The sequence below is a fragment of the Desulfovibrio sp. TomC genome, from assembly GCF_000801335.2.
GTDB lineage: Bacteria > Desulfobacterota > Desulfovibrionia > Desulfovibrionales > Desulfovibrionaceae > Solidesulfovibrio.
On record NZ_JSEH01000007.1, the window covers coordinates 93,121 to 114,439 of the forward strand.

Annotated in this window: 20 protein-coding genes; 7 read left to right on the forward strand and 13 right to left on the reverse strand. The window is 62.5% G+C overall.

Annotated features, from left to right (window positions below; translation table 11 throughout):
- Positions 1-17: 17 nt before the first annotated feature.
- The 6 genes from NY78_RS08440 to NY78_RS08465 all read left to right on the forward strand — a co-directional run bounded on the left by NY78_RS08440 (position 18) and on the right by NY78_RS08465 (position 6,941).
- Positions 18-1,421: a hypothetical protein gene (locus tag NY78_RS08440; RefSeq protein WP_043634321.1), complete on the forward strand. Its 1,404-nt coding sequence runs from the start codon at positions 18-20 to the stop codon at positions 1,419-1,421.
- 68 nt (positions 1,422-1,489) lie between these two features.
- Positions 1,490-2,245: a hypothetical protein gene (locus NY78_RS08445; RefSeq protein ID WP_043634324.1), complete on the forward strand. Its 756-nt coding sequence runs from the start codon at positions 1,490-1,492 to the stop codon at positions 2,243-2,245.
- Between the two features lie 27 nt (positions 2,246-2,272).
- Entirely contained in the window at positions 2,273-2,914 is a 642-nt protein-coding gene (locus tag NY78_RS08450) for a tetratricopeptide repeat protein (protein WP_043634326.1), read from the forward strand.
- A 92-nt stretch (positions 2,915-3,006) separates the two neighbouring features.
- Entirely contained in the window at positions 3,007-3,555 is a 549-nt protein-coding gene (locus NY78_RS08455; protein ID WP_043634329.1) for a hypothetical protein, read from the forward strand.
- Positions 3,556-3,809: 254 nt separating this feature from the next.
- Entirely contained in the window at positions 3,810-4,646 is an 837-nt protein-coding gene (locus NY78_RS08460; RefSeq protein WP_043634332.1) for a hypothetical protein, read from the forward strand.
- A 24-nt stretch (positions 4,647-4,670) separates the two neighbouring features.
- Positions 4,671-6,941, forward strand: a complete 2,271-nt coding sequence (locus NY78_RS08465) for a CHASE2 domain-containing protein (protein WP_231583858.1) — start codon at positions 4,671-4,673, stop codon at positions 6,939-6,941.
- A gap of 250 nt (positions 6,942-7,191) precedes the next feature.
- On the opposite strand, the gene NY78_RS08470 is transcribed toward NY78_RS08465, so the two are convergent.
- The 13 genes from NY78_RS08470 to NY78_RS08530 form a co-directional block, all read right to left on the reverse strand.
- Entirely contained in the window at positions 7,192-7,695 is a 504-nt protein-coding gene (locus NY78_RS08470; RefSeq protein ID WP_043634338.1) for a 4Fe-4S binding protein, read from the reverse strand.
- Position 7,696: 1 nt separating this feature from the next.
- Positions 7,697-8,683 carry an NADH-quinone oxidoreductase subunit NuoH gene (gene nuoH, locus NY78_RS08475; protein ID WP_043634340.1) on the reverse strand — a complete coding sequence of 329 codons (987 nt, stop codon included), beginning with the start codon at positions 8,681-8,683 and terminating at the stop codon, positions 7,697-7,699.
- Positions 8,680-9,837, reverse strand: coding sequence for an NADH-quinone oxidoreductase subunit D (locus NY78_RS08480; RefSeq protein ID WP_043634342.1), 1,158 nt, complete (start codon positions 9,835-9,837; stop codon positions 8,680-8,682). Before NY78_RS08480 ends, nuoH begins: the two co-directional genes overlap by 4 nt.
- A gap of 14 nt (positions 9,838-9,851) precedes the next feature.
- Positions 9,852-10,394, reverse strand: coding sequence for an NADH-quinone oxidoreductase subunit C (locus NY78_RS08485; protein ID WP_043634344.1), 543 nt, complete (start codon positions 10,392-10,394; stop codon positions 9,852-9,854).
- Entirely contained in the window at positions 10,391-10,921 is a 531-nt protein-coding gene (locus NY78_RS08490; protein ID WP_043634346.1) for an NADH-quinone oxidoreductase subunit B, read from the reverse strand. Before NY78_RS08490 ends, NY78_RS08485 begins: the two co-directional genes overlap by 4 nt.
- Positions 10,885-11,277, reverse strand: coding sequence for an NADH-quinone oxidoreductase subunit A (locus NY78_RS08495; protein WP_043634349.1), 393 nt, complete (start codon positions 11,275-11,277; stop codon positions 10,885-10,887). Before NY78_RS08495 ends, NY78_RS08490 begins: the two co-directional genes overlap by 37 nt.
- A 73-nt stretch (positions 11,278-11,350) precedes the next feature.
- Entirely contained in the window at positions 11,351-12,754 is a 1,404-nt protein-coding gene (locus NY78_RS08500) for an NADH-quinone oxidoreductase subunit N (RefSeq protein WP_043634352.1), read from the reverse strand.
- Positions 12,751-14,325: a complex I subunit 4 family protein gene (locus NY78_RS08505; protein ID WP_043634354.1), complete on the reverse strand. Its 1,575-nt coding sequence runs from the start codon at positions 14,323-14,325 to the stop codon at positions 12,751-12,753. The genes NY78_RS08500 and NY78_RS08505 overlap by 4 nt, the downstream gene beginning before the upstream one ends.
- Before the next feature lie 24 nt (positions 14,326-14,349).
- Positions 14,350-16,164 carry a Na(+)/H(+) antiporter subunit D gene (locus NY78_RS08510; protein ID WP_156180891.1) on the reverse strand — a complete coding sequence of 605 codons (1,815 nt, stop codon included), beginning with the start codon at positions 16,162-16,164 and terminating at the stop codon, positions 14,350-14,352.
- Entirely contained in the window at positions 16,151-16,417 is a 267-nt protein-coding gene (locus tag NY78_RS08515) for a hypothetical protein (protein ID WP_043634360.1), read from the reverse strand. Before NY78_RS08515 ends, NY78_RS08510 begins: the two co-directional genes overlap by 14 nt.
- 94 nt (positions 16,418-16,511) lie before the next feature.
- Positions 16,512-18,005, reverse strand: a complete 1,494-nt coding sequence (locus NY78_RS08520; RefSeq protein WP_043634363.1) for a monovalent cation/H+ antiporter subunit D family protein — start codon at positions 18,003-18,005, stop codon at positions 16,512-16,514.
- A 3-nt stretch (positions 18,006-18,008) separates the two neighbouring features.
- Positions 18,009-18,317 (reverse strand): NADH-quinone oxidoreductase subunit NuoK, encoded by a 309-nt coding sequence (nuoK, locus tag NY78_RS08525; RefSeq protein WP_043634365.1) that lies wholly within the window; start codon positions 18,315-18,317, stop codon positions 18,009-18,011.
- Positions 18,314-18,829 carry an NADH-quinone oxidoreductase subunit J gene (locus NY78_RS08530; protein WP_043634368.1) on the reverse strand — a complete coding sequence of 172 codons (516 nt, stop codon included), beginning with the start codon at positions 18,827-18,829 and terminating at the stop codon, positions 18,314-18,316. The genes nuoK and NY78_RS08530 overlap by 4 nt, the downstream gene beginning before the upstream one ends.
- A gap of 1,362 nt (positions 18,830-20,191) precedes the next feature.
- Here NY78_RS08530 and NY78_RS08535 point away from each other — a divergent pair.
- Complete coding sequence (locus tag NY78_RS08535; RefSeq protein WP_043634371.1) at positions 20,192-21,283, forward strand: NAD(P)H-dependent flavin oxidoreductase; 1,092 nt, start codon at positions 20,192-20,194, stop codon at positions 21,281-21,283.
- The last annotated feature ends 36 nt before the right edge of the window (positions 21,284-21,319 follow it).

Sequence of the window (21,319 nt, forward strand, 5' to 3'; positions counted from 1 at the left end):
AAACCACCGGACGCCCCATGAAACGCTTTCGCCTGACCTCCGCCGTTGCCCTGCTCGTCCTGCTGTGCGCTGCCCTGCCGTCGGTCGCGGCCCAGCCCAAAGCCGACACTGCCCCGGCCAAGGCCGTGCCCGGTCCGGAAAAAACCATCGTGGTCACGGCCGAGGGTCTGGCCGATCCGACCGGCGAAGCCTATGCCCGCGACAAGGGCCTGCTTTTGGACGCGCTGCGGGCCGACGCCAAGAACCAGATCCTGGAAAAAGCCGTGGGGGCCTACGTCGAATCCTCGACCCTGGTCGAGAACTACGCCGTCATCAAGGACCGGGTGTTTTCCCGGTCCCAGGGCATCATCAAAAAAGTGCTGAAGGAATCCGACCCCTGGGTGGCGGACGACGGTTTTGCCCATCTGCTTATGAAAGCCGAGGTCTACGTCGGGGGTCTCGAAGACGCGCTCAAGGAAATGTCCCGGGACGAGCGCATGGCCGCCCTCAAAGACTACGGCAATCCGCGCATCTCAGCCGAGGTCAACGTCCGTGACGCGGCCCGGGGGACCGACGTGGTGACCGAGCGCTCCCCTGTGGCCGAGAACATCATCAAGGAACGCATCAAGAGCTTCGGCTACCGGATCTGGTCCGACGATGGCCGACCCGCAACCGGCCAGGGAGCCCGTGCGGCTGATTTCGCCATCAGCGGCGAGGCCAAATTCAAGTCCGTCAGCGCCAAACTGCCGGCTTCGGGGCTCACCCTGACCAAGTACGTGCTGACCTCGCTGACCATCAAATGCGTGGACAACCATACCGGCGAGGAAATCTACTACAACAGCAAGGTGCCCCAGAAGAAGAGCTGGGCCGACGAGGACCAGGCCCTTGAAGAAGTGGGCCGCATGATCGGGGCGGAGTTTTCCAAGGAATTTTTCGCCGAGCATCTCCAGACGCCGGCCAAGATTTACCAGATCCAGATTACCGGCCTGCCGAGCTATGATGCCGGACAGCTGATCAAAAAAGAATTCATCGGCCTGCGCCCGGTGCTCAATGTGGACTTCCGGGAATTCGACAAATCCGCCACCTCGCTTTTCGAAGTGGAGTTTGTCGGGACGCGGGGCAATTTCGGCGAGTTTCTCCAAAAAGCCATCCTCGTCCCCCTCAACCAGAAAATGGGGCAGGGAGCCTTCACCCTGGACTCGGCCCATGGCGATGTGGTGAAACTGGCCTTTGCCTCCAATCTCGACGCCCCGGCCCTGATGGAGCGTCTCGGCCATACGGTTCCGGCCGGGCTGGTCCAGTCTTCGCCGGAGCGGTTGCGGGAACTGGTCAAGTCCGAAGAGACGCTTAAAAAGGTGGCCGAGGTCGTGCCGGATGCAGCCAGGACGTTAAGCGGCGACCAGCCGCCGGCCACCACCCTCGACTCGGTCAAAAATTTCTGAACCAGTGCCCCTGCTCCAGGCGTTTGTAACTGGCGTTCCCCAACACCTAACCGAAACGGAGGAGAACAATGCGGTTTCATGTACTCGGCGTCCTGGCCCTGTTGGCGACCACTTCCCTGGTTCAGGGCTGCGTGTCCACCACAGCCTCGAAACAGGCCAACGCAGCGGCCGATCAGGCCATGTACCAGCCCATTACCTACAGCGACAAGGCCGGACCGATGCTCGTGGTCATCCCCGGCGAGATCAAGAGCGCCAACGCCACCTTCACCCAGAAAGTCAGCAGCAACAATATCGCCGACTACGCCGAACTGGAACTGGGCAAGGCCCATTACACCGTGCTTGAGCGCTCCGACCTTGGTCCCATGCTCAAGGAAATCGAAATCGCAGCCAACCTTGGCGACGTCAAGCAACTCAAAAAATTTAAAAAAGGCAAGTTCAAGGCCACCAACTGGCTGGTGCGTTTCGACATCCTCAAGGCCGAACCCGTCTCTGAAGTCAAAAAGAGTTTCGACGGCCGCTGGCTTGGCGCCATTGCCGGATCAGCCATCGGCGGGGCCGGCGGTTACGTGGCCGACGCCTCCGTAAGCTCGGTCCATTCCAATGAAGCCGCTGCCATCTGGATCGTCGGCCTGCGCTACAAGATCCTCGACGCCAACACCGGCGAACAGGTGGCCACCGGTTACATTGAAGACAAGATGGAAATCAATTCCCAAGGCGGCGGCGCGTTTGGCGTGTCGCAATCCGAGACCAAAATCGTCACCCTCGACACCATGTCCCAGCGCCTGGTGCAAAAGGCCGTGGCGGACATGGACAAGATGAAATAGGCGCAAGCCCAAACCAAGGAGAGCCACATGGCCAGAGCCTTGATCACCAGCATCGCCGCCTGTCTGCTTGTCATGGGACTGGCTGCCTGCCAGCCGCAGACCGTGGTCGTCACCGCCGCCCCCCAGGCGTCGGCCCAGGACTATTATGACGCGGGCATCCGCGCCTTCGGCATGGGAGATTTCAACCAAGCCGCGACCCAGTTCGACTCGGCCATCCGCCTCGCGCCGGGGCTGGCCGACGCCTACTGGTACCTCGGCCAGTGCTATGCCCGGATGGGCATGACCCGCCAAGCCGAGGACACCTATCGCAGCGGTCTGTCCGTGGCCCCCGGGCATATGCGTCTGCATGAAGCCCTGGGCCTTTTAAGCTACGAGACCGGGAACTATCCCCAGGCTCGACGCGAACTGGCTCAGGCCAGCGCCATGGGTTCCGCCAATCCGCAGGTCTTTCTCTACCTCGGCAATCTGGCCCTCCTTGATGGCGACTGCCAAAGCGCCAAGGCAAACTTCCAGCGGGCCCTGGCCCTGGACCCCGGCTTCCTGCCGGCCCGTCAGGCCCTGGCCGACGCCCAGGGGCGCTGCCGGCCCAAGGCGCCCAGAGCCGAAACGCCCAAGGTGGAAAAAAGCTTCACCGGCGGCGGCCGGGCCATTGATCCGTCCGACTTTTAACCGGCCGACTGACGCCATACCCAGCCGCGCCCGCCCCCAGGGTCGGGCGCGGTGATCCCCAAACGCCCACAGCGCGCGGCAAGGAGTCTCCCATGCGGTTGCGGATCGGCCTCTGGCTCGCCCTCCTGCTTCTTGGCGTTTCCCCTTGTCTGGCCGGCAACGCCGCCCTGACCAAGGCCTGGCAAGCCCGGCAGCAGGAGTTATCGCGCAAGATCGCCCAACATCTCTTCGACAAACAGCCAATCCCCCAAAACGGGTCCGTACGCTATACCGCCCGGGTCAAACCCGATGCGGCCGCCCCGGGCGGACTTGTCCTGTCCGTGGACAGCCTCTCCGTGGCCCCGACCGGAACCAGCCCCGGACCGGCCGTCCGGGTGGAAGGCGATGCGGCCAAACAGGCCATGGACACGGCGTTTGGTCCCCGCGACCCGGCCATGTCCGTGCACCTGGGAAACCTTGATATCCCGGTTGGCACCGAGATCACCGGCACGCTGACAATTAAGGACGGCAAGCCAATTGTCCCTCCGCCCCCAGGCGGACCGGCCGCTGACCCCCTGGTCAGCCCGCATCAGCAGGCCCCGGCCGAGCCCGCCGAAGAACCCTCGATCCTGCAACGCCTGCTGCAATTTTTCGGATGGTGAGACGAATGACCATGCCCTCGTACCCAATCGCAGCCCACACCCCGGTGGAGCTTTTGCGTCCTCAGTCTCAGGACGCAGGCCACCCCGCCAGGCGACCGCAACCGATGCCGGGACCGCGCCGCCTCCCGGATCAGGAAAGTGGGAAAGGCACCCGGCTGTGGCTGCTTCGCGGACACCTGTCCCGATTCTTTTCCCAAACGCGACGGTACCCTCTTTTGACCACCGCCAAAGACGCCGCCCGCAAGGAGCCTGTTATGCGCAAGATCACAGTCCTCGCCCCTCTCCTGGTCCTGCTGCTGGCCACCACGGCCCTGGCCGCCGGCAACCGGCAGCTGATGTCTGAAAAAATGGCCACCCAAGACCTCAAACGCAACATCATGGAGTCGGTCATCGGCTTCAAGGTCAAGAGCGAGGGACGCTTCGGTCTTACCGAAGACCCCAATCTGCGTGAGGAAACCGTGGCCGCTGCCGTGCTCAAGGGCGTGATGGTGGACAAGATGATTTACGACAAGGACAAAGACGTCGCCCTGGCCTTCGGGCATCTGGAACTGGGCGATATCGTCAATGTCCTTGGTGAAAAACACCGGTTCAAGGGCGTGCGCGTGGAAGGTTTCGGCTTTGGCACCACTTCCGAGGCCGCCCGGCCGGCCCTGATGGCCCTGCGGGCCGCCCAGGTCAACGCCTACGACGAATTGGCCCAGGTGATGATCGGTGAAAAAATCTTCAGTTCGAGCAAGGTGGAAAACTTCGTGCTGACCAAGGACATCAACCGGTCCAAGGTCTGTTCCGCCATTTTCGGGGCTTATATCCCCAATAGCGAACTGAATAGCCCCAACCGCGGCTGGGGCTGGGACACAAGCGGCAACGCCTTTGTCAAACTTGAAATCGACGCCCGCAAGGTTCGGGACATCCTGGGCAATCTGCTCGTCTACAAAGGCCCCAACATCATCGAGGTTATCGGACGGGGCTCGCCGGTTGACGATCTGGCCGACCAGCCGGCCGGCAGCATGGTGCGCAACAGCGGCTCGAAGAGCAAGGCCATGTCCCTGGACATCCCTCTGGGCCAGGAGCCGGGCAAGGCGGGGCAGTAAGGCGGTTGCGGCAGGACGCCCGACGTGTCGCTACGGATGGCCTTGCGAGGGCTGTTGACCCTGGCCTGCGGGGGTTGGCGCTCACTGGGTTCTCGTGCGGAGCTGTTTTTGGCCGGCTTGCTCGTGACGGCGGCCATGACCGGGCTGTATCTGGCCCGGCCGGCCTGGCTGGAATTCCAGGAGGCCAAGCTTTATGACCTGATGCTCACCCGGCAGCGGCCGCTTCTCCGCAGCGGCCTCCCCCTGGTGGTGGACATCGACGAAGCCAGTCTGGCCGAGCATGGGCAATGGCCCTGGCCGCGCTACCGGGTGGCCCTGCTCCTTGGCCGCCTGCGCAATGCCGGCGTGGCGGCCGTCGGCCTCGACATCGTCTTTGCCGAGCCGGACCGGGCCTCGCCAAGCGCCATCACCGGCCAGCTCCTGCGCGACCTCAAACTGGAGGTGACGGTTTCGGGCCTGCCCGACGCCCTGCGCGACTATGACAAGGTCCTGGCCGACATGTTGCGGGCCGGCCCTTTTGCCCTGGGGTACTATCAAGATTTCGCCAAAGCCGACGACGGATTCAGTCCGACCGTAGAGAAAGCCTGCCCCCTGCCGCCGGCCCGGCTGTCCATGGCCAAGACGCCCGACGCCAAACCGCTCGATGCCTGTCTTCCCGAGTCCAGCCGCATTGTGTGTCCCTTGCCGGCCCTGGCCAGGGCGGCCCCGGCGGCAGGCTTTATCAACACCCTGCCGGACCGCGACAACATCGTACGCAAAACGCCTCTGGTTCTGGAACACCAGGGCCGCCTGACCAGCAGTCTGGCCCTGGCTACGGTCATGGAGGCGTTTGGGGTCAAAAATGCCGTGATCCGCCTGACGGCCGGCGGCATCGAATCCCTGACCCTGGCCAGCGAGACCCTGGGCCGACGGGTCATTCCCCTGGATGCCGGGGGCCGGTTGCTCATCAACTACCGGGGGCCGGGCGGAACCTTTCCCCACATCAGCGCCGCTGACGTGCTGGGCGGCCGGGTCGATCCGGAAGCCTTGCGCGGACGCATCGTCTTTGTCGGCGCATCGGCCGCAGCCCTGCGCGACCTGCGGGCCTCGCCCCTGGACCGGTCCATGCCCGGGGTCGAAATCCACGCCACCGTCGCCGACATGATCGCGGCCAATGATTTCCTGTCCCAACCCGATTGGGCCGTGGCCGTGGAACTGACAGCGCTCATTGCCATGGGCCTGCTCTCGGCCGCACTCCTCGGCTTTGCCCCGGCCGCGGTGCTGCTGTTGCCCTTTGCCGCCCTGGCTGCCGGGAGCTGGCTTGGCGCGGCCAGCCTGCTGGCTCATGCCCGGCTGTATGTCTCGCCGCTGTTCCCGCTCCTGGTCTTGGCGCTCAATTTTGCCATCCTGACCTTTCTCAAATTCTGGCGTGAGGAGCGGCAAAAACGCTTTCTCCACGGAGCCTTTGCCCGCTATGTGGCCCCGGCCGTGGTGGCGCGCATTGTGGCCCGCCCCCAGGACCTGACTCTTTCCGGAGAAGAACGCGACATCACCATCCTTTTTTCCGATGTGCGCGGGTTCACCTCCATCTCCGAGCGCCTGTCCCCCAGCCAGGTCTCGGAACTGCTCCACCGCTACTTCACCCCCATGACCCGCATCATCGTCTCCCACCTCGGCACCATGGACAAGTTTATCGGCGACGCTATCATGGCCTTCTGGAACGCCCCTGTGCCCGTGCCGAACCATCCGGCCCAGGCGGTTCGGGCCGCTTTGGAAATGACCGTGCGCCTTGCCGCCTTAAACGAAGCGTTTCGCCGCGACTTCGGCTTCGCCATCGCCTGCGGCATCGGGTTGCACCGGGGCCGGGTGCGGGTCGGCAACTTTGGCTCCGAAGATCTTTTTGACTATACCGTCATCGGCGACGCCGTGAATCTGGCCTCGCGCCTGGAGGGTCTGACCAAATTTTACGGCGTGCGGGTGCTGGCCACGGACAGCCTGCGCCATGAGGCGATTTCCGAAGCCGCCTTTATTGAAATCGATCTGGTGCGGGTCAAAGGCAAGACCGTGCCAGTGATGCTCTACTCGGTTATAAGCCACGAGGAACGCCGGCAGCGGGCTGGGGAGCTCGACGCTGCCGAGGCGGCCAGAAAGCTCTACACCAGCCGCAAGTTTGCCGACGCCGCTACGGCCTATGCCAAGCTGGCGGCTGACCATGACCGTCGATTCTATGCCATCTTCGCCGAACGGGCCGCCCACCTGCGGGATACCCCGCCACCGGAGAGCTGGGACGGCGTTTTCGAGCATACCGCCAAATAACACGGGCAACGCACCGCAGAATTGCAGCCGGGTCCTACTCGTCATCATTGGCCGGGATCTGGACGCAGATCGCGCGCCACGCACCGCAGTATTCCGGCCGGCTCCAACCCCATTGGCAAAACCAGACAAAAAAACAAGGCCCCCGGACCAGACGGCCAGGGGACCTTGAGGAGCCCGGGAGGGTGCCGGGCGTCTCCTTCGACGTCGCAACGCGGCAGGGTGGATTGCGGCCTCGAAGGAGCAAGCAAGGTTAGTCTTGTTCGGCCTGCCGGCGCAGTCTGGCCAGCAGGTCGATCTGAAACTCCCGACGATCCAGACGCACCATGTACGGGTTGTCGGAGAACTGCAGGGAATCCACCGGGCAGGCCTTGGCGCATTGGCCGCACAGGCTGCACAACGAGAAGTCCACGATAACGGCCCCGGGCGTCTTGCTGCCTTTCTGCGGCGCCGGTCCCATGACCACGGGACCGGCCTCCTCCCCTTCCTTGGCCGGAACCGGACACAGGATGGTGAGGCAATTGGACGGGCAGGCCTTCACACAGGCCCCGCAGGCCACGCAGCGCGGCACAGCCGGGTCTTCATCCTTGCCAATAAGCTCCACATGGCCCCGGAAGGTGGACAGATTGTCCACTTCTTCCTTGGGATAGATCACCGTGACGCCGGGCTGGCAAAAGGCTTTTCCCGTAATGCCAAGGCCGATCACCAGGCTTTTCAGTCCGGTGTAGGCCTCCTGAAACAGCGCAGATACGGTCATGTCAGCCTCCAAATCCGGCCACGATCACCACCAGCACCAGATCAATCAGGGCCAGGGGGGTGAGCCACTTCCAGCTGAGGTTTAAGAGCTGGTCGAAACGCACGCGGGGAAACGTCCAGCGCATCCAGATCATAAGGAGCAAAATGGCGTAGACCTTGACCAGAAACCACATGATGCCCGGCAAAAACGGTCCCTGCCAGCCGCCCAGGAAAAGAGCGGCGGCCACACCGGAAACCACGATCATGTTGGCGTATTCGGCCAGGAAAAACAGGCCAAATCCCATGCCCGAGTATTCCGTGTGAAAGCCGGCCGTCAGTTCGGATTCGGCTTCGGGCAGGTCAAAGGGAGCGCGGTTGGTCTCGGCCACGGCGCAGACCAGGAAGATGAAAAAGGCCAGCGGGTTTTTGACGCCATACCACTGCCAGGGCCAGCCGCCCTGCTGGGCCGTGATCTGATAGAGATCAAGGGACCCGGCAGTCAGGGCCACGGCCATGACCGACAGCAACAGCGGCACCTCATAGGCCACGGACTGGGCCACGGCCCGGGCCGCGCCCAAAAGGCCCCACTTGTTGTTGGAACCCCAGCCGGCCAGGATCAGCGACAGCACGCCGAGGCCGGAAAAGGCCAGGATGAGGACCAGGCCGATATTGAGCCGCATGGGAGCGAGGTCCGGACCAAAGGGCAGCGGCAGGAAACAGACCGTGACCGGGGCAAAGGCCAAAAGCGGCGCGGCCCAGTAGAGGTAGCGGTCCGCGCCCTCCGGCATGGCCAGCTGTTTGCCGATCAGTTTCACCGCGTCAACAATGGGTTGCAGCAGGCCGTAGGGACCGACATGAAGGGGACCCGGGCGCAGCTGGACAAAGCCGGCCACCTTGCGTTCCACCCACACCAGGACCAGTCCGTTTAAGCCGACGAAAGCGAACACACACAACAGCCCGACGACAAGGCGCGTCAGGGGATGGTCGAAGCTCAAAAGATCGGGGGTCATCGGTCGATCTCCGGGATAACAAGGTCCAGGCTGCCCAGAATGGACACGGCGTCAGCCAGAAGCGTTCCCCTGGCCAGCTCGCAGAACACACTCAGGTTGGAAAAGCCCGGGGCGCGAAGCTTCACCCGGTAGGGCTTGGGACCGCCATCGGACCGGACATGGACGAGAATCTTGCCGCGCGCGCCTTCGACGGCGTAGCAGGCCTCGCCCTTGGGCGGTTTGATGGTCTTTGGCACCTTGGCCGCAATGGGCCCTTCCGGCAGGTTGGTCACGGCCTGCTCAATGATCGAACAGCTCGTTTCCAGCTCGTCCATGCGCACCATGTACCGGGCCATGGCGTCACCCTGGGGATAGGTCGGGATGGGGAACTCGAAGCGGCCGTAGACGCCGTACGGTTCGGCCCGGCGGGTATCGACCGGCGCGCCGGAGCCGCGAATGACCGGACCGGTGGCCCCGTACTGCCTCGCCAGTTCCACGTCCATCTCGCCGATGCCTTCGCAGCGCCCGCGCAGGATCACGTTATCCGTGACCAGATCGCGGTACATGGGCAGGCGTGAGCGCAACTGCCGGACAAAGGCCAGACAGCGCGGGGCGAAGTCGTCGGGCACGTCGCTGTAAACGCCGCCGAAGGTGAAGTAGGAATAGGTCAGGCGCGAGCCGGTGACGGCCTGCAGGATGTCCAGGAGAAACTCCCGGTCGTCGAAGGCGTACATGATGGGGGTAAAGGCCCCGAGGTCGAGGAGATAGGCTCCCCACCAGAGCAGGTGGGAGCTTATGCGGTTGAGTTCCGTCACCGCCACCCGGATGTACTCGGCCCGCTCGGGCACCTCAATGCCGGCCAGCCGTTCCACCGACCCGGCATAGGCCCAGTTCCAGGCCATGGCGTGGAGGTAGTCCACCCGGCCCATGTTGGGCATGAACTGGAAGTAGGTTTTCTGTTCGGCCATCCACTCGTGCATCCGGTGGATGTAGCCCAGCACCGGCTCGGCCCGGACAATGTACTCGCCGTCGAGTTCGAGCAGGATACGCAGAACCCCGTGGGTGGAGGGATGCTGCGGTCCCATGCTGAGGATCAGCTTGTCTTCGGTGGGACCCGGTTCAAAGCGCACCGACGTGGGGTCTTGCGCCAATTTTTTGGGATCAAAGGCTTGCATGCGTCCTCCGGGCCTTAGGCGTCTTCGGTTTTGGCGGCCTTGACCACCTTGGCGGGCTTGGGCTTTTCCGCTTCGGGTTCGGCCAGACCGCAGTCCACGAGGTAGCCAAGGGGCATGAGGTCGGCCAGGGATTTCCTGGCTTTCTCCGCCTTGATCAGTGGATGGCTGCCGAAGTTCTCGGGCAAAAGCAGATAGTGCAGGTTGGGATGCCCGGCGAAGTCAATGCCGTAGAAATCGAAGCACTCCCGCTCGTGCCAGTCCGCGCCGGGGTAGACGGCGCTGATGGTCGGCAGGCTTGGCGCATCGTGGGGAACAAGGGCGCGCACCACAATGCGGTTGGCCCCGTCGAGCAGGCTCAGGTGATAGGTGATTTCAAAGCCTTCCTGAAGATCGGAGGCCATGACGTCTTCGAGGAGATACCCTTCGGCGTCAAGAACCGTCATGGCTTCCACAACAGCCTTGGCGTCAACAGTGACGGACAGGGTCATGCCGGTGGCGGCATGGTCCATGGGGGCGGTGCATACCGGTCCCATTTTGGCGACAAAAGCCGGGATCATTGCTCACCTCCCTGGGGGACCTGCCACCAGCGACGGCCGGTGATCTTCTGCTGCAGGGCAAAAAGCCCTTCCAGCAGGGCCTCGGGCCGGGGCGGACAGCCGGGCACATAGACGTCGACCGGGATCAGGGTGTCCACGCCCTGGATGACGTTGTACTGGCCTTCGATGTTAAACGGGCCGCCGGAGATGGCGCAGTTGCCAAGGGCCATGACGTAGCGCGGGGCCGGCATCTGCTCGTAGAGGCGAACCACGGCCGGGGCCATCTTCTTGTTCACCGTGCCGGCCACGATCATGAGATCGGACTGGCGCGGCGAGGGCCGGAAGACTTCCGCGCCGTAGCGGGCGATGTCGAAGCGGGCCATGCCAACGGCCATCATTTCGATGGCGCAGCAGGCCAGACCAAAGGTCATGGGCCAGATGGACATGGCCCGGCAGACATCCACCAGCTTCTGGACCGCCGGCGTGGCGACCAGGGCCGGATCGACCGTGGTTACGGCCGGGGTGCAATATGGATCTTGCGGGGCCATGTGAACACTCCCTTGCGCATGAAGTAGACGATGGCGGCGGCGAGCACCGCGAGAAACACCAGCAGCCGAATGGTCGTGCCCAGACCCTGGGGCGAGGCATAGGCCGCCGCCACCGGGAAGAGGTAGAGGATATCCACCTCGAAGGCCAAAAAGATCAGGGCGTAGAAGTAGTAGTTGATGCCGAATTTGACCCAGGAACGTCCGTGCGTGGGCACGCCGCACTCATAGGTTTCGCCAAGCGCCCCGCCCTTGGCCTTGGGGGCCAAGAGCAGCGAGCCGATGAGCGGGCCTGCGGCAAATAGGATGCCACCCAGGAAGAAGAGCAGTATCGCCGCTTGTAACCAGGTAAAGACCATGCGTCTTTTCCTCCTTTCCCAATTCGAGAAACCGCGTCACAGGCCATGGACCACGGCCTGTGGACACCCCCGTTTACGGATGCAGATGCACCGCAGCCTGGGCCGCCAGATCATACAGCGGCGCCGGCAGAATACCGAGCAGCAGCACGAGCGCTGCCAGCACCCCGCCAAAGATCAGATACCCGCGCGGTTGGGCCAGGGCCGGAGCCTCGGACTCGCCGGTATAGGCATGACGGACCATGCCCAGGTAGTAATAGATGGAGATGGCCGTATTGAGCACAGCCACGATGACCAGCCAGTGGTAACCCTGGTCCCAGGCGGCCGAGAGCAGGAAGAGCTTGCCGGCAAACCCGGCGGTCGGCGGCAGGCCGACCAGGGAGAAGGCGGCAATGGCCAGGATCATGGCCAGGGCCGGAGCGCGCCGGTACAGGCCGTCCAGGTCGTCGAGACTCGGGTTCTCGCCGTTTTTGGCAATGGCGCACACGACGTAGAAGGCGGCCAGGTTCATGAGGATGTAAGCCAGGCTGTAAAAGGCCGCAGCCGACATGCCGGCGGCCGAGCCGGCGGCCAGACCGAGCATGACGTAGCCGGCGTGGGCCACCGAGGAAAAGCCCAGGAGGCGCTTGAGGTCGCGCTGAACCAGGGCGGCCAGATTGCCGGCGGTCATGGAAATGGCCCCGAGGATGGCCAGCGTGGTGGTCACTTCCAGGTGCGGGGCGATAAAGGCGGACAGGCGCACCAGGACCACCACGGCCCCGAGCTTGGGAATGGTGGCCACGTAGGCGGCCGTCTCGTTCTTGGCTCCCTGGTAGACGTCCGGGCACCAGAAGTGGAACGGAAACAGGGCCAGCTTGTAGAAGAACCCGGCCAGGAACAGTGTCAGGCCAAGGACGGCCAGGGGCGCGTCGGCAAAGCTCCAGGACGAGGCGGCCAGGGCCGCAATGAAGGTCGTGTGCTTGGCCGCCATGATATAGGACAGGCCAAACAGGGCCAGGGCGGTCACGGCCGCGCCAAACAGGATGTATTTGATGCCGGCCTCAGCCGCCCGTCTGTCCTGGCCGCGCAGCGGAATAAGCGCGTACAGGCTGTAGGAGGACAGTTCCAGCGCCAGATACAGGGTGATGAGTTCCACGCACGAGGACAACAGCATCAGTCCCCAGGCCGACAGGGCCAGCAGCATGAAATAGTCCGGGGTCAGGTCCTTGTCGTCCTTGTTGCCCGAAGCGATGCCGGCCACCACGGCGAAGCCAAAACTGATGACCAGCTTGAAGAACTGGGACAAGGCGTCAAGCTTATAGGTTGCGTACAGGTACTCCCCCCGCGCGCCAAGCGACACGGCGGCGGCCACCACGCCCAGGCCCGCAGCCAGGGGCAGCCAGGACATGACCGACTGTTTACGGTCGCTTACGCTGGCGACAAAGAGCGCGCAGACCAGCCCAAGCAGCCACAATTCCGGCAACAGTGCGAAGATGCTCATGGATGCTCCTTGCGGATGAAATCCGAGACGCCGGCCACGGCGAGCGGTCCGGTCAGACGCCAGCGCTCGGCCAGGGGCATGTCTTTGGTCAGTCCCAGGGCCATGTTTTTGGTGTGCATGGCGGCCAGGGTGCGGTCAATGGACGGCTCGATGGTGGTGATGGCCAGGGCCGGGGCCAGACCGATATAGAAGACCAGGGCGGCCAGGGGGGCAAGGGTCACCCACTCCCGGACACCAAGGTCCTTCCAGGAGGCCTTGTAAGCCGAAGGTTCGCCCCAGGTCACCCGCTGCAAAAGGCGCAACATGTAGGCGGCGGCCAGCATGGCTCCGGGCACGGCGGCAAAACCGATCCAGGTATTGCCCTGGAAAGCGCCAATAAGGACCAGCACCTCGCCAACGAAGCTGTTGGTGCCGGGGAAGGCCAGGGAGGAAAAGGAGAACAGGCCAAACAGGAACATGAAGATGGGCATGAACTTGCCCAGTCCCTGGTTGTCGCCGATCTCCCGGCTGTGGCTGCGCTCATAGAGCAGGCCGATCATCATGAACAGGCCGCCGGTGGTGATGCCGTGGTTGAGCATCTGCAGAATCGCGCCGGACACGCCCTTGGTGCTCAAAAGGAAGATGCCGAGGGTCACAAAGCCCATGTGCCCCACCGAGGAGTAGGCGATGAGCTTTTTGATGTCGGTCTGGCCCAGCGCGATACAGCCGCCGTAGATGATGCCGGCGATGGACAGGGCAATCATGAACGGCGCGAAGGTCTCGGTTGCCGCCGGGGTCAGCGGCAGGCAGAAGCGCAGGAAGCCATACGTGCCCATTTTGAGCAGGATGGCGGCCAGCAGCACGCTGCCGGCGGCCGGGGCCTCGACGTGGGCGGCTGGCAGCCAGGTATGGAACGGGAACATGGGGACCTTGATGGCAAAGGCCAGGGCCATGGCCAGAAAGGCCCAGAACTGGAACTTGAAGCCGTAGGACTGTTCCATCAGGTCCGGGATGGAGAAGGTGCCGCCCACCTGGCGGAAGGCCACGATGGCGGCCAACAGCAGGGTTGAGCCGGCCAGGGTGTAGAGGAAGAACTTGATGGAGGCGTAGCGCCGCCGGGGGCCGCCCCACACCGCAATCAAGAGGTACATGGGGACCAGCATGGCCTCCCAGAAGACGTAGAACAGGACAAAGTCCAGGGCCGCAAAGACCCCGATACAGGCCGAGGTCATAAGCAGCAGGCAGAAATGGAACTCGGTCACCCGTTTGCTGATGTAGGTCCAGGACCCCAGCACGCAAAGGGGGAGCATGAGCACCGTTAAAAGGATCATATACAGGCTCAGCCCGTCCACGCCGAGGTGGTAGGTCATGCCCAGCGCCGGCAGCCAGGCGGCCTGTTCCACGAACTGGAAGGCCGGTCCGTTAGGCGCATAGCCGAGCAGCGGCAGAGCCAGCAGACATTCGAGAATGCCCACCGCCAGCGTGACCATGCGCACCGGCCACTCCCGGCGCAGAAACAGCAGCGCCGCGGCCGCCACCAGCGGCAGGACGATCAGCGCCGTCACCACCGGAAATCCGTTTTGCGTCATCATGTATCGCTCCCTTCCCTAGCGGCGTTAACCGAGAAACCACACGGCCGCGAAGATGGCCAAACCAATCGACACGGCAGCGGCCAGATAGTCCTGCAAGCGCCCGGTCTGGCTGCGCGCGACACCGGCCCCGCCCACTTCGCGCACGCCCCGGGCCGAGCCGTCGAGAACCCCGTCGATGACCTTGACGTCAAAGACGCTTGTGCCAAAGCCCGCTTCGATCAGGGCCTTTAAACCCACCTTCTCGTAGACATCGGTCCAGATGTTGTCGATGGCCGCGGCCGGAACGCTGACGAGCTTGACGAATCCCCGGCCGATGAGCCGGTAGAGGATGTCGAAGTCGAGGTTGCGGCTGGCATGAGGCGGAATGATCTTGCGCATGAGGTAGAAGCCAAGGCCGGTAAAGCCGAGGATCAGACAGGCCTGGAGCACATGCCAGGCGGTGTATGGCGTATAATCCGTGGGAAACGGCAGCAGCCCGTAGAGGGTCTGCGGGAAGATGCCGATGCCCAGGCACAACAGCGATGAGATGATCATGCCGGCGTACATGTTCCACGGAATGGGCTTTAACTCCACCGTGCTGGTCGGCTTGGACCAGAAGGCGAAGTACGGCAGCTTGATGCCGACCGAAAGGAACGTGCCGACCGCCGCCAGTTCCATGCCAAGCGCCAGCCAGGTGCGATGGGCCTCGGCCGCGCCGGTGATGGTCATGGTTTTGGAGACGAAGCCGTTAAAGAGCGGCATTCCCGAGATGGAGACCGCGCCGACCATGTAGCAGATCATGACCAGGGGCAGCCGCGAGGCCAGTCCGCCAAGCTCGGTCAGCTTGGCCGTGCCGGCGGAATAGAGCAGACAGCCCGCGCCCATAAAGAGCAGGCCCTTATAGAGGATGTGGGCATAGGCGTGGGCGCAGGCCCCGTCCAGGGTCATGGCCGTGCCGATGCCGATGCCGCACACCATGTACCCCACCTGGGAGACGATGTGATACGACAGGATGCGCCGGGCGTTGTTCTCGATGGTCGCGTAAAAAACGCCGTAGAGACACATGACCAGCCCGCCGATGGCCAGCACCTCGAACCCGGCGTAACCGCGGGCCAGGACGTAGACGGCGGTCTTGGTGGTAAAGGCGCTCATGAAGACCGCGCCGGTCACCGTGGCCTCGGGATAGGCGTCGGGCAACCAGGCATGGAGCGGCACGCAGGCGGCGTTAACCAAAAAGCCGATCAGGATGATGTAGTCGTAGTAGCGGGCGGCATCAGGCGACACGGCAGTAAAGGCGAAGGTGCCCAGATCCGCGTGGCGCAGGAGCAACCCGGCCAGGACGAACAGCCCGCCGAAGATGTGGAACAGGAAGTAGCGGAAACCGGCGGCCGTGGCGGTCGGCGTCCGGCGCAGCCAGATCAGGAACACCGAGCCGACGCTCATGAGCTCCCAAAAGATGAACAGGGTAATGTAGTCCCCGGCAAAGACACAGCCGAATCCGCCGGCAATGTAGAGGCAGGCGGCGATGTGCTGGCCCCGGTCGGACACGTGCAGGGCGTAGATAAAGCCGATCAGTGCCTGGATGGCAAAGACATTGGCGAAGACCAGGGACAGGGCGTCGACCCGGCCAAGGCTCAGCGTCTGGCCGAGGTAATGGAGCGTGGCCAGCTCACGGGCGCCGTCCGGCCCGAAGGTCAAGGTCATGACCGAGAAGATGGCCAGGACCGGGGGGGCCAGGAGCAGCCAGCGCCAAGTCATGTAGCGTTCGTTGGAAAGAAAGCCCATGACCAGGGCCAGGGCCAGAAAACCGATGGATGGGTGCAGGAAATGGATGCCCGCGATCTGGTCAAGGCCGGCCATTGTCATCCTCCGGACGCGCTAACACGGGGTAGACGATCTTTTTGAGCACATAGACCATGGCAATGGCTGCCCCCAGGGAAAAAACAGCCCAGAAGCCGGGCAGTCCCTCGCCGACAAAGTGCGGATGATGGGGCGTGATAAAGATATTCAGCACCACGAGCGCCCCCAGGACGGCGAACAGGGCCTTTTTCCAGGCATCGGCCCTGGCCCTGGCCGCTTCGAGCCAGCTCCCCAACAGTTGTGGTTCCCGCATAACGTCCTCCCTTAAGTCCCGTAAACAGCGCGCCCGGGGCGCGCCGTCATACCCGTTTGAGCGGGACGCCGGATCATCCGGTCGTCCCGGGCCGCTAGAATCTGCCAAATGCGTCCACAAAGACGGCAAAGGTGTCCGGGAAAAGACCCAGGGCCACGGAAATGACCGCAGTGAGACACAACGGCGCAACCATCACCAGGGGCGCTTCCTTGAAGTGGGAATGATCCACGCCCTCGGCCGGCGGCCGGAAAAACGCCCGATAGATCACTGGTACGAAGTACCCGGCGTTTAAGAGCGTGGAGGCCAGCAAGGCCAAAAGCAAAATGTATTGGTGGATGCTGATGGCCCCGTTGGCCAGATACCATTTGGTCACGAACCCGGAGACCGGCGGCACGCCGATCATGGACAGAGCGGCGATGGCAAAGGCTCCGAAGGTAAACGGGAGCTTGCGGCCCATGCCGTCCAGATGCGGAATGTACTTGATGTGGGTGGCCACATAAATGGCGCCTGCGGCGAAGAAGAGCGTGATCTTGGCAAAGGCGTGGTGGGCGATGTGGAGCAGGCCGCCCTTGACGGCCAGGGGGGAGAGCATGGCCACGCCTATTATAATGTAGGAGAGCTGGCTGACCGTGGAATAGGCCAGCCGGGCCTTGAGGTCGTCCTTGGTCAGGGCGATGATGGAGGCCACCACGATGGTGAAGGCGGCCATGTAGGCGGTGATGAGGCCGAGGTTCAAGTTGGCCAGCAGGTCCACGCCAAAGCACGACAGCATGATGCGCGACACCGAGAACACACCGGCCTTGACCACGGCCACGGCGTGCAGCAGGGCCGAGACCGGGGTGGGCGCGACCATGGCCGAGGGCAGCCAGTTGTGCAGGGGCATAATGGCCGCTTTGGCCAGGCCGAAGATGAACAGGAAGTAGGTGATGGTCACCAGCGTCGGGTCGGCTGTCGGCGGGAACATGCCGCGCGAGATGTCGCCAAGATTGAAATCAAGCGTGCCGCACAGCACGTAGGTCATAATCATGGCCGGCAGCAGGAAGAGCTTGGAGGTGCCCATGAGGTAGACCAGGTATTTGCGTGCGCCGTGGTAGCCCTCGACGTCCTGGTGGTGGGCGACCAGCGGATAGGTGAAGACAGTGATGACCTCATAAAAGAGGTAGAGGGTGGCAATGGTCCCGGAGAAGGCCACGCCGACCGCGCCGAAGATGGCCACGGCAAAGCAGAAGTAATAGCGCGTCTGGGCGTGTTCCTTGAGTGACCGCATGTAGCCGATGTTGTAGCTGGTGGCGAAAAACCACAGGAATGTGGCGACGATGGCGAAGATGAGCGACAGGCCGTCCACGGCGAATTTGAGGGAAACGCCCGGGAAAAACGTCACCAGATGGTAGGTCCAGATGCTGCCGGCCAGAACCGCCGGGATCATGGACACGACTGATAAAAACGCCAGGGCGGCAGCGGTAAAGGACACGCCTTCGCGGGCGTTGGGGTTTTTCCGGAACAGATACACGGCAAACGGGGCCAGGAAGGTGATGACCAGGGGCGCAAGGACCCTGGCGCTTTCAATGGTGGTAACAGCAGCGGCCATGGACTACCCCTTGAGTTCGCTGGGGGCGTCTGCCGAGGCGTCCCCGAATCGTTTGGAAACCACCAGGACAATGGCCAGGACCAGGGTGGCCTCGGCAGCGGCCAGCCCCATGACGAGCAGCGCCCCGAGTTGGCCCAGGACCGCATCGGTGGGGGTGAGCTGGGCGGCGGCGACGATGGAAAGTCCTGCGCCGTTTAACATCAGCTCAACGCCAATGAGCATCCCGACAAGGGTGCGCCGGCCGACCAGGGCATACAGCCCAAGGCCCAGCAAGAGCACAGCCACGACCTGGTAATAGATGAGCGGATTCATTTGGCGCCTCGCTTTTCAAAGGCCAGCAGGACCGCGCCGGCCATGGCGGCCAGGAGCACCACGGAGATGAGCTCGAAGGCCAGGGTGTAGGGTCCAAGCAGCCCGGCCCCGAGCTCGGCCGGACTGACGTTTTTGGGTGTGGGCAGGCCCGCGACGCCGTAGACGCTCAGAAACGGCACGAGGATGCCGGCCGGCACCAGGACAATGGGGATGGCCCGCAGGGCGCCGGCGCCGGACAGGCCGTCAGCCTCGCCGCCGTCCGCCGAAGCGCGAGTGAGCATGATGGCGAAAAAGATGAGGACGGTGACGGCACCGACATAAATAAGGATCTGCATGAGGGCCACGAATTCGGCCAGGAGCAGCAGATAGAGTCCGGCAACGCCGAACAGGGACACAACCAGGCCCAGCATGGCCCTGACCAGACTTGCCGCCGAGACGGCGAGGACGCCGCCGGCAAGGACGATCAGGGTGTAGAATGCGAAGGCGAACTGCCCAAGATACACTTCGTTCATAAGCGCCCCGCTACTCTCCTCATCAGGCTAGAGACTGCTTCAAACTCTCCACACAACCAACGACCACCGCCAAAATATGCTGCAATCAGCAAATCCTGCAAAATAAAAATTGTAAAACTGACAGTTTAAAAAATCAAACACGAAATTTTTTAGCAATAAAAAAAATACTACAAAAAAATTTCTCAAAAAAATAGAATGCTAAAAAAACAACCGAACAAATCTGCTTTAAAAACTTATTTTAGTGAGCAGCAAACAGAATCAAACAACACGCAACCTACAGTGCCATTCATTTTTTTTGCTTTTTCAACCAACTCTAAACTATTTGTATTTCGCTATTGCAGTACAATGCATTGTGCAAATACAAATTATACGGCCAAATACTTGAGTACTTTCAATGCCGGCCTGTATCATTTTGTATCACACCAGTAGTGAGCCATAAAAGACCGAGCAGGTCGTGCTATTGTTTCAAAGATCAGTAACACGCAAGGCGGGTTGCTTATATCGCTTCGGCAGCCGACACGTCAAGGATGAAAAATTAACCTTATTGTATCAGATCCTTCCGACCTGCGCCAGAGCACTGCCCCAAAAAATGGGCGGTCCGTCCCCGAACAGCTCCCGAGCAAAGAATTAACACCCTTAATTTACTGAATAAATAATTAATTCAAACCAGACCGACTCGGACAACTCCCCGAGCGGCTTCAGGATTTGCTTCACAAATCGATGCAAAACACCGACAAAACAACCTGCCTTTCATGATAATTTCTTCACAATCAAACGCACTGTGATGCAAGAGAACACCCCCCGAAACACCCGCACCGGACATCCCGGCCTGGAAAATCCGGGCACAAGGGTCCTCCCGCCCCCCAAAAAACACCGCACTCCCCAGTCCCGACCGGAAAAGTCGCCCCCAAACGAAGGGGCGCCAATTGCCGGCCGCTCAAAACCAGCTGAAAATAAAAGAGAAAAATATGAATCATGACGCGATGTCTGAAAATACGTCAGATGAAAGCCCCGAAAGGTCAAATCCTGGCATTGCCAGAACGGCGTCCATGGCGGTATAGGGGCGTTTCGGCGGCTTTCCGGCCCGGCCGGCCAACCGGGTGATCCAGCAGGCCGTATCGGTATGGACAGGCGTTGTGCCTCGGCGCGGCGCGGGATGCACCACCGAAACGGGCCGTCTTTGTGCGCCCTGGTCGCGGGCAAACCGCTCTGGAGCTAGGAGACGGGCCAAGAGCCCGGCTGGCGCGTGCGGCGCTTGGCAAAACCGTTTTGATGCGATTTGAAAAGATATCGTCAGCCCCAGGCCCTTCCCCCCGGGAGGACAGGCAATTACGCCCCCATCTGCAACATTTCGGAGCCCCTTTGTCGTTTCCTTCCTTAACTATCGGCGACCTCACCATCCCCAAGGCCGTCATCCAGGGCGGCATGGGCGTGGGGATCTCGCTGTCCGGCCTGGCCTCGGCTGTTGCCGCTGCTGGCGGTTTTGGCGTCATCTCGGCTGCCGGCATCGGTATGAACGAACCGGATTTCGCCACCAACTATGTTGAAGCCAACAACCGGGTGCTGGCCCGGGAGATCCGAGCCGCCAAGGAAGCCGCTCCGGTCGGAGCCATTGGCGTCAACATCATGGTGGCCATGGCCAATTTTGCCGAATTGGTCAAAACAGCCATCCGCGAAAACGTGGATGCCATTTTTTCCGGCGCCGGACTGCCCCTCGACCTGCCCGGGCACCTGCCCGAAGGCGCACGTACCAAGCTCGTGCCCATCGTCTCCTCGGCCCGGGCCGCTGTGATCCTGTGCAAGAAATGGTTGTCGCGCTTTGGCCGCACCCCGGACGCCTTTGTGGTGGAAGGGCCGATGGCCGGCGGACACCTGGGCTTCAAGGCCGAGCAGATCGACGATCCGAATTTCGTCCTGGAGCGCCTCGTCACCGAGGTCGTGTCCGGAGTCGCTCCGTATACTGCGCCAAACGGCCGGCCCATCCCGGTCATAGCCGCCGGCGGCGTCTACACCGGGGCGGACATCCACCGTTTCATCCAGCTTGGCGCGGCCGGCGTTCAGATGGGGACCCGGTTTGTGGCCACCCACGAATGCGACGCCGATGACCGCTTCAAGCAAAGCTACATCGACGCCACGGAAAAAGACGTGGTCATCATCAAAAGCCCGGTGGGCATGCCGGGCCGCGCCCTGCACAACGAATTCCTGGATCTGGCCGCCGAAGGCCAAAAGACCCCGGCCCGTTGCCCCTACCGCTGCATCCACACCTGCGACTACACCAAGGCCCCCTACTGCATCACCCTGGCCCTGGCCAACGCCAAGAAGGGTCGGTTGCGCCACGGCTTCGCCTTTGCCGGACAAAATGCCTGGCGGGTGGATCGCATCACCTCGGTGGCGGAACTGTTTGCCGAGCTGGTGGCCGGCTATGAAGCAAGCGAGGCTGCGGCCCTGGCCTAGCCAAACGCACCCACGCGATTCTTTGACCGTTACGGC

Bases quoted from the DNA above. Each gene is read 5' to 3' on its own strand.
- NY78_RS08520 (WP_043634363.1), bottom strand. From the start codon at position 18,005: ATGGCCGCTGCTGTTACCACCATTGAAAGCGCCAGGGTCCTTGCGCCC.
- NY78_RS08505 (WP_043634354.1), bottom strand. From the start codon at position 14,325: ATGATGACGCAAAACGGATTTCCGGTGGTGACGGCGCTGATCGTCCTG.
- nuoK (WP_043634365.1), bottom strand. From the start codon at position 18,317: ATGAATCCGCTCATCTATTACCAGGTCGTGGCTGTGCTCTTGCTGGGC.
- NY78_RS08490 (WP_043634346.1), bottom strand. From the start codon at position 10,921: ATGGCCCCGCAAGATCCATATTGCACCCCGGCCGTAACCACGGTCGAT.
- NY78_RS08455 (WP_043634329.1), top strand. From the start codon at position 3,007: ATGCGGTTGCGGATCGGCCTCTGGCTCGCCCTCCTGCTTCTTGGCGTT.
- NY78_RS08445 (WP_043634324.1), top strand. From the start codon at position 1,490: ATGCGGTTTCATGTACTCGGCGTCCTGGCCCTGTTGGCGACCACTTCC.
- NY78_RS08515 (WP_043634360.1), bottom strand. From the start codon at position 16,417: ATGCGGGAACCACAACTGTTGGGGAGCTGGCTCGAAGCGGCCAGGGCC.
- NY78_RS08470 (WP_043634338.1), bottom strand. From the start codon at position 7,695: ATGACCGTATCTGCGCTGTTTCAGGAGGCCTACACCGGACTGAAAAGC.
- NY78_RS08485 (WP_043634344.1), bottom strand. From the start codon at position 10,394: ATGATCCCGGCTTTTGTCGCCAAAATGGGACCGGTATGCACCGCCCCC.
- NY78_RS08480 (WP_043634342.1), bottom strand. From the start codon at position 9,837: ATGCAAGCCTTTGATCCCAAAAAATTGGCGCAAGACCCCACGTCGGTG.
- NY78_RS08450 (WP_043634326.1), top strand. From the start codon at position 2,273: ATGGCCAGAGCCTTGATCACCAGCATCGCCGCCTGTCTGCTTGTCATG.
- NY78_RS08460 (WP_043634332.1), top strand. From the start codon at position 3,810: ATGCGCAAGATCACAGTCCTCGCCCCTCTCCTGGTCCTGCTGCTGGCC.
- NY78_RS08530 (WP_043634368.1), bottom strand. From the start codon at position 18,829: ATGAACGAAGTGTATCTTGGGCAGTTCGCCTTCGCATTCTACACCCTG.
- NY78_RS08510 (WP_156180891.1), bottom strand. From the start codon at position 16,164: ATGGCCGGCCTTGACCAGATCGCGGGCATCCATTTCCTGCACCCATCC.
- NY78_RS08500 (WP_043634352.1), bottom strand. From the start codon at position 12,754: ATGAGCATCTTCGCACTGTTGCCGGAATTGTGGCTGCTTGGGCTGGTC.
- nuoH (WP_043634340.1), bottom strand. From the start codon at position 8,683: ATGACCCCCGATCTTTTGAGCTTCGACCATCCCCTGACGCGCCTTGTC.
- NY78_RS08495 (WP_043634349.1), bottom strand. From the start codon at position 11,277: ATGGTCTTTACCTGGTTACAAGCGGCGATACTGCTCTTCTTCCTGGGT.
- NY78_RS08440 (WP_043634321.1), top strand. From the start codon at position 18: ATGAAACGCTTTCGCCTGACCTCCGCCGTTGCCCTGCTCGTCCTGCTG.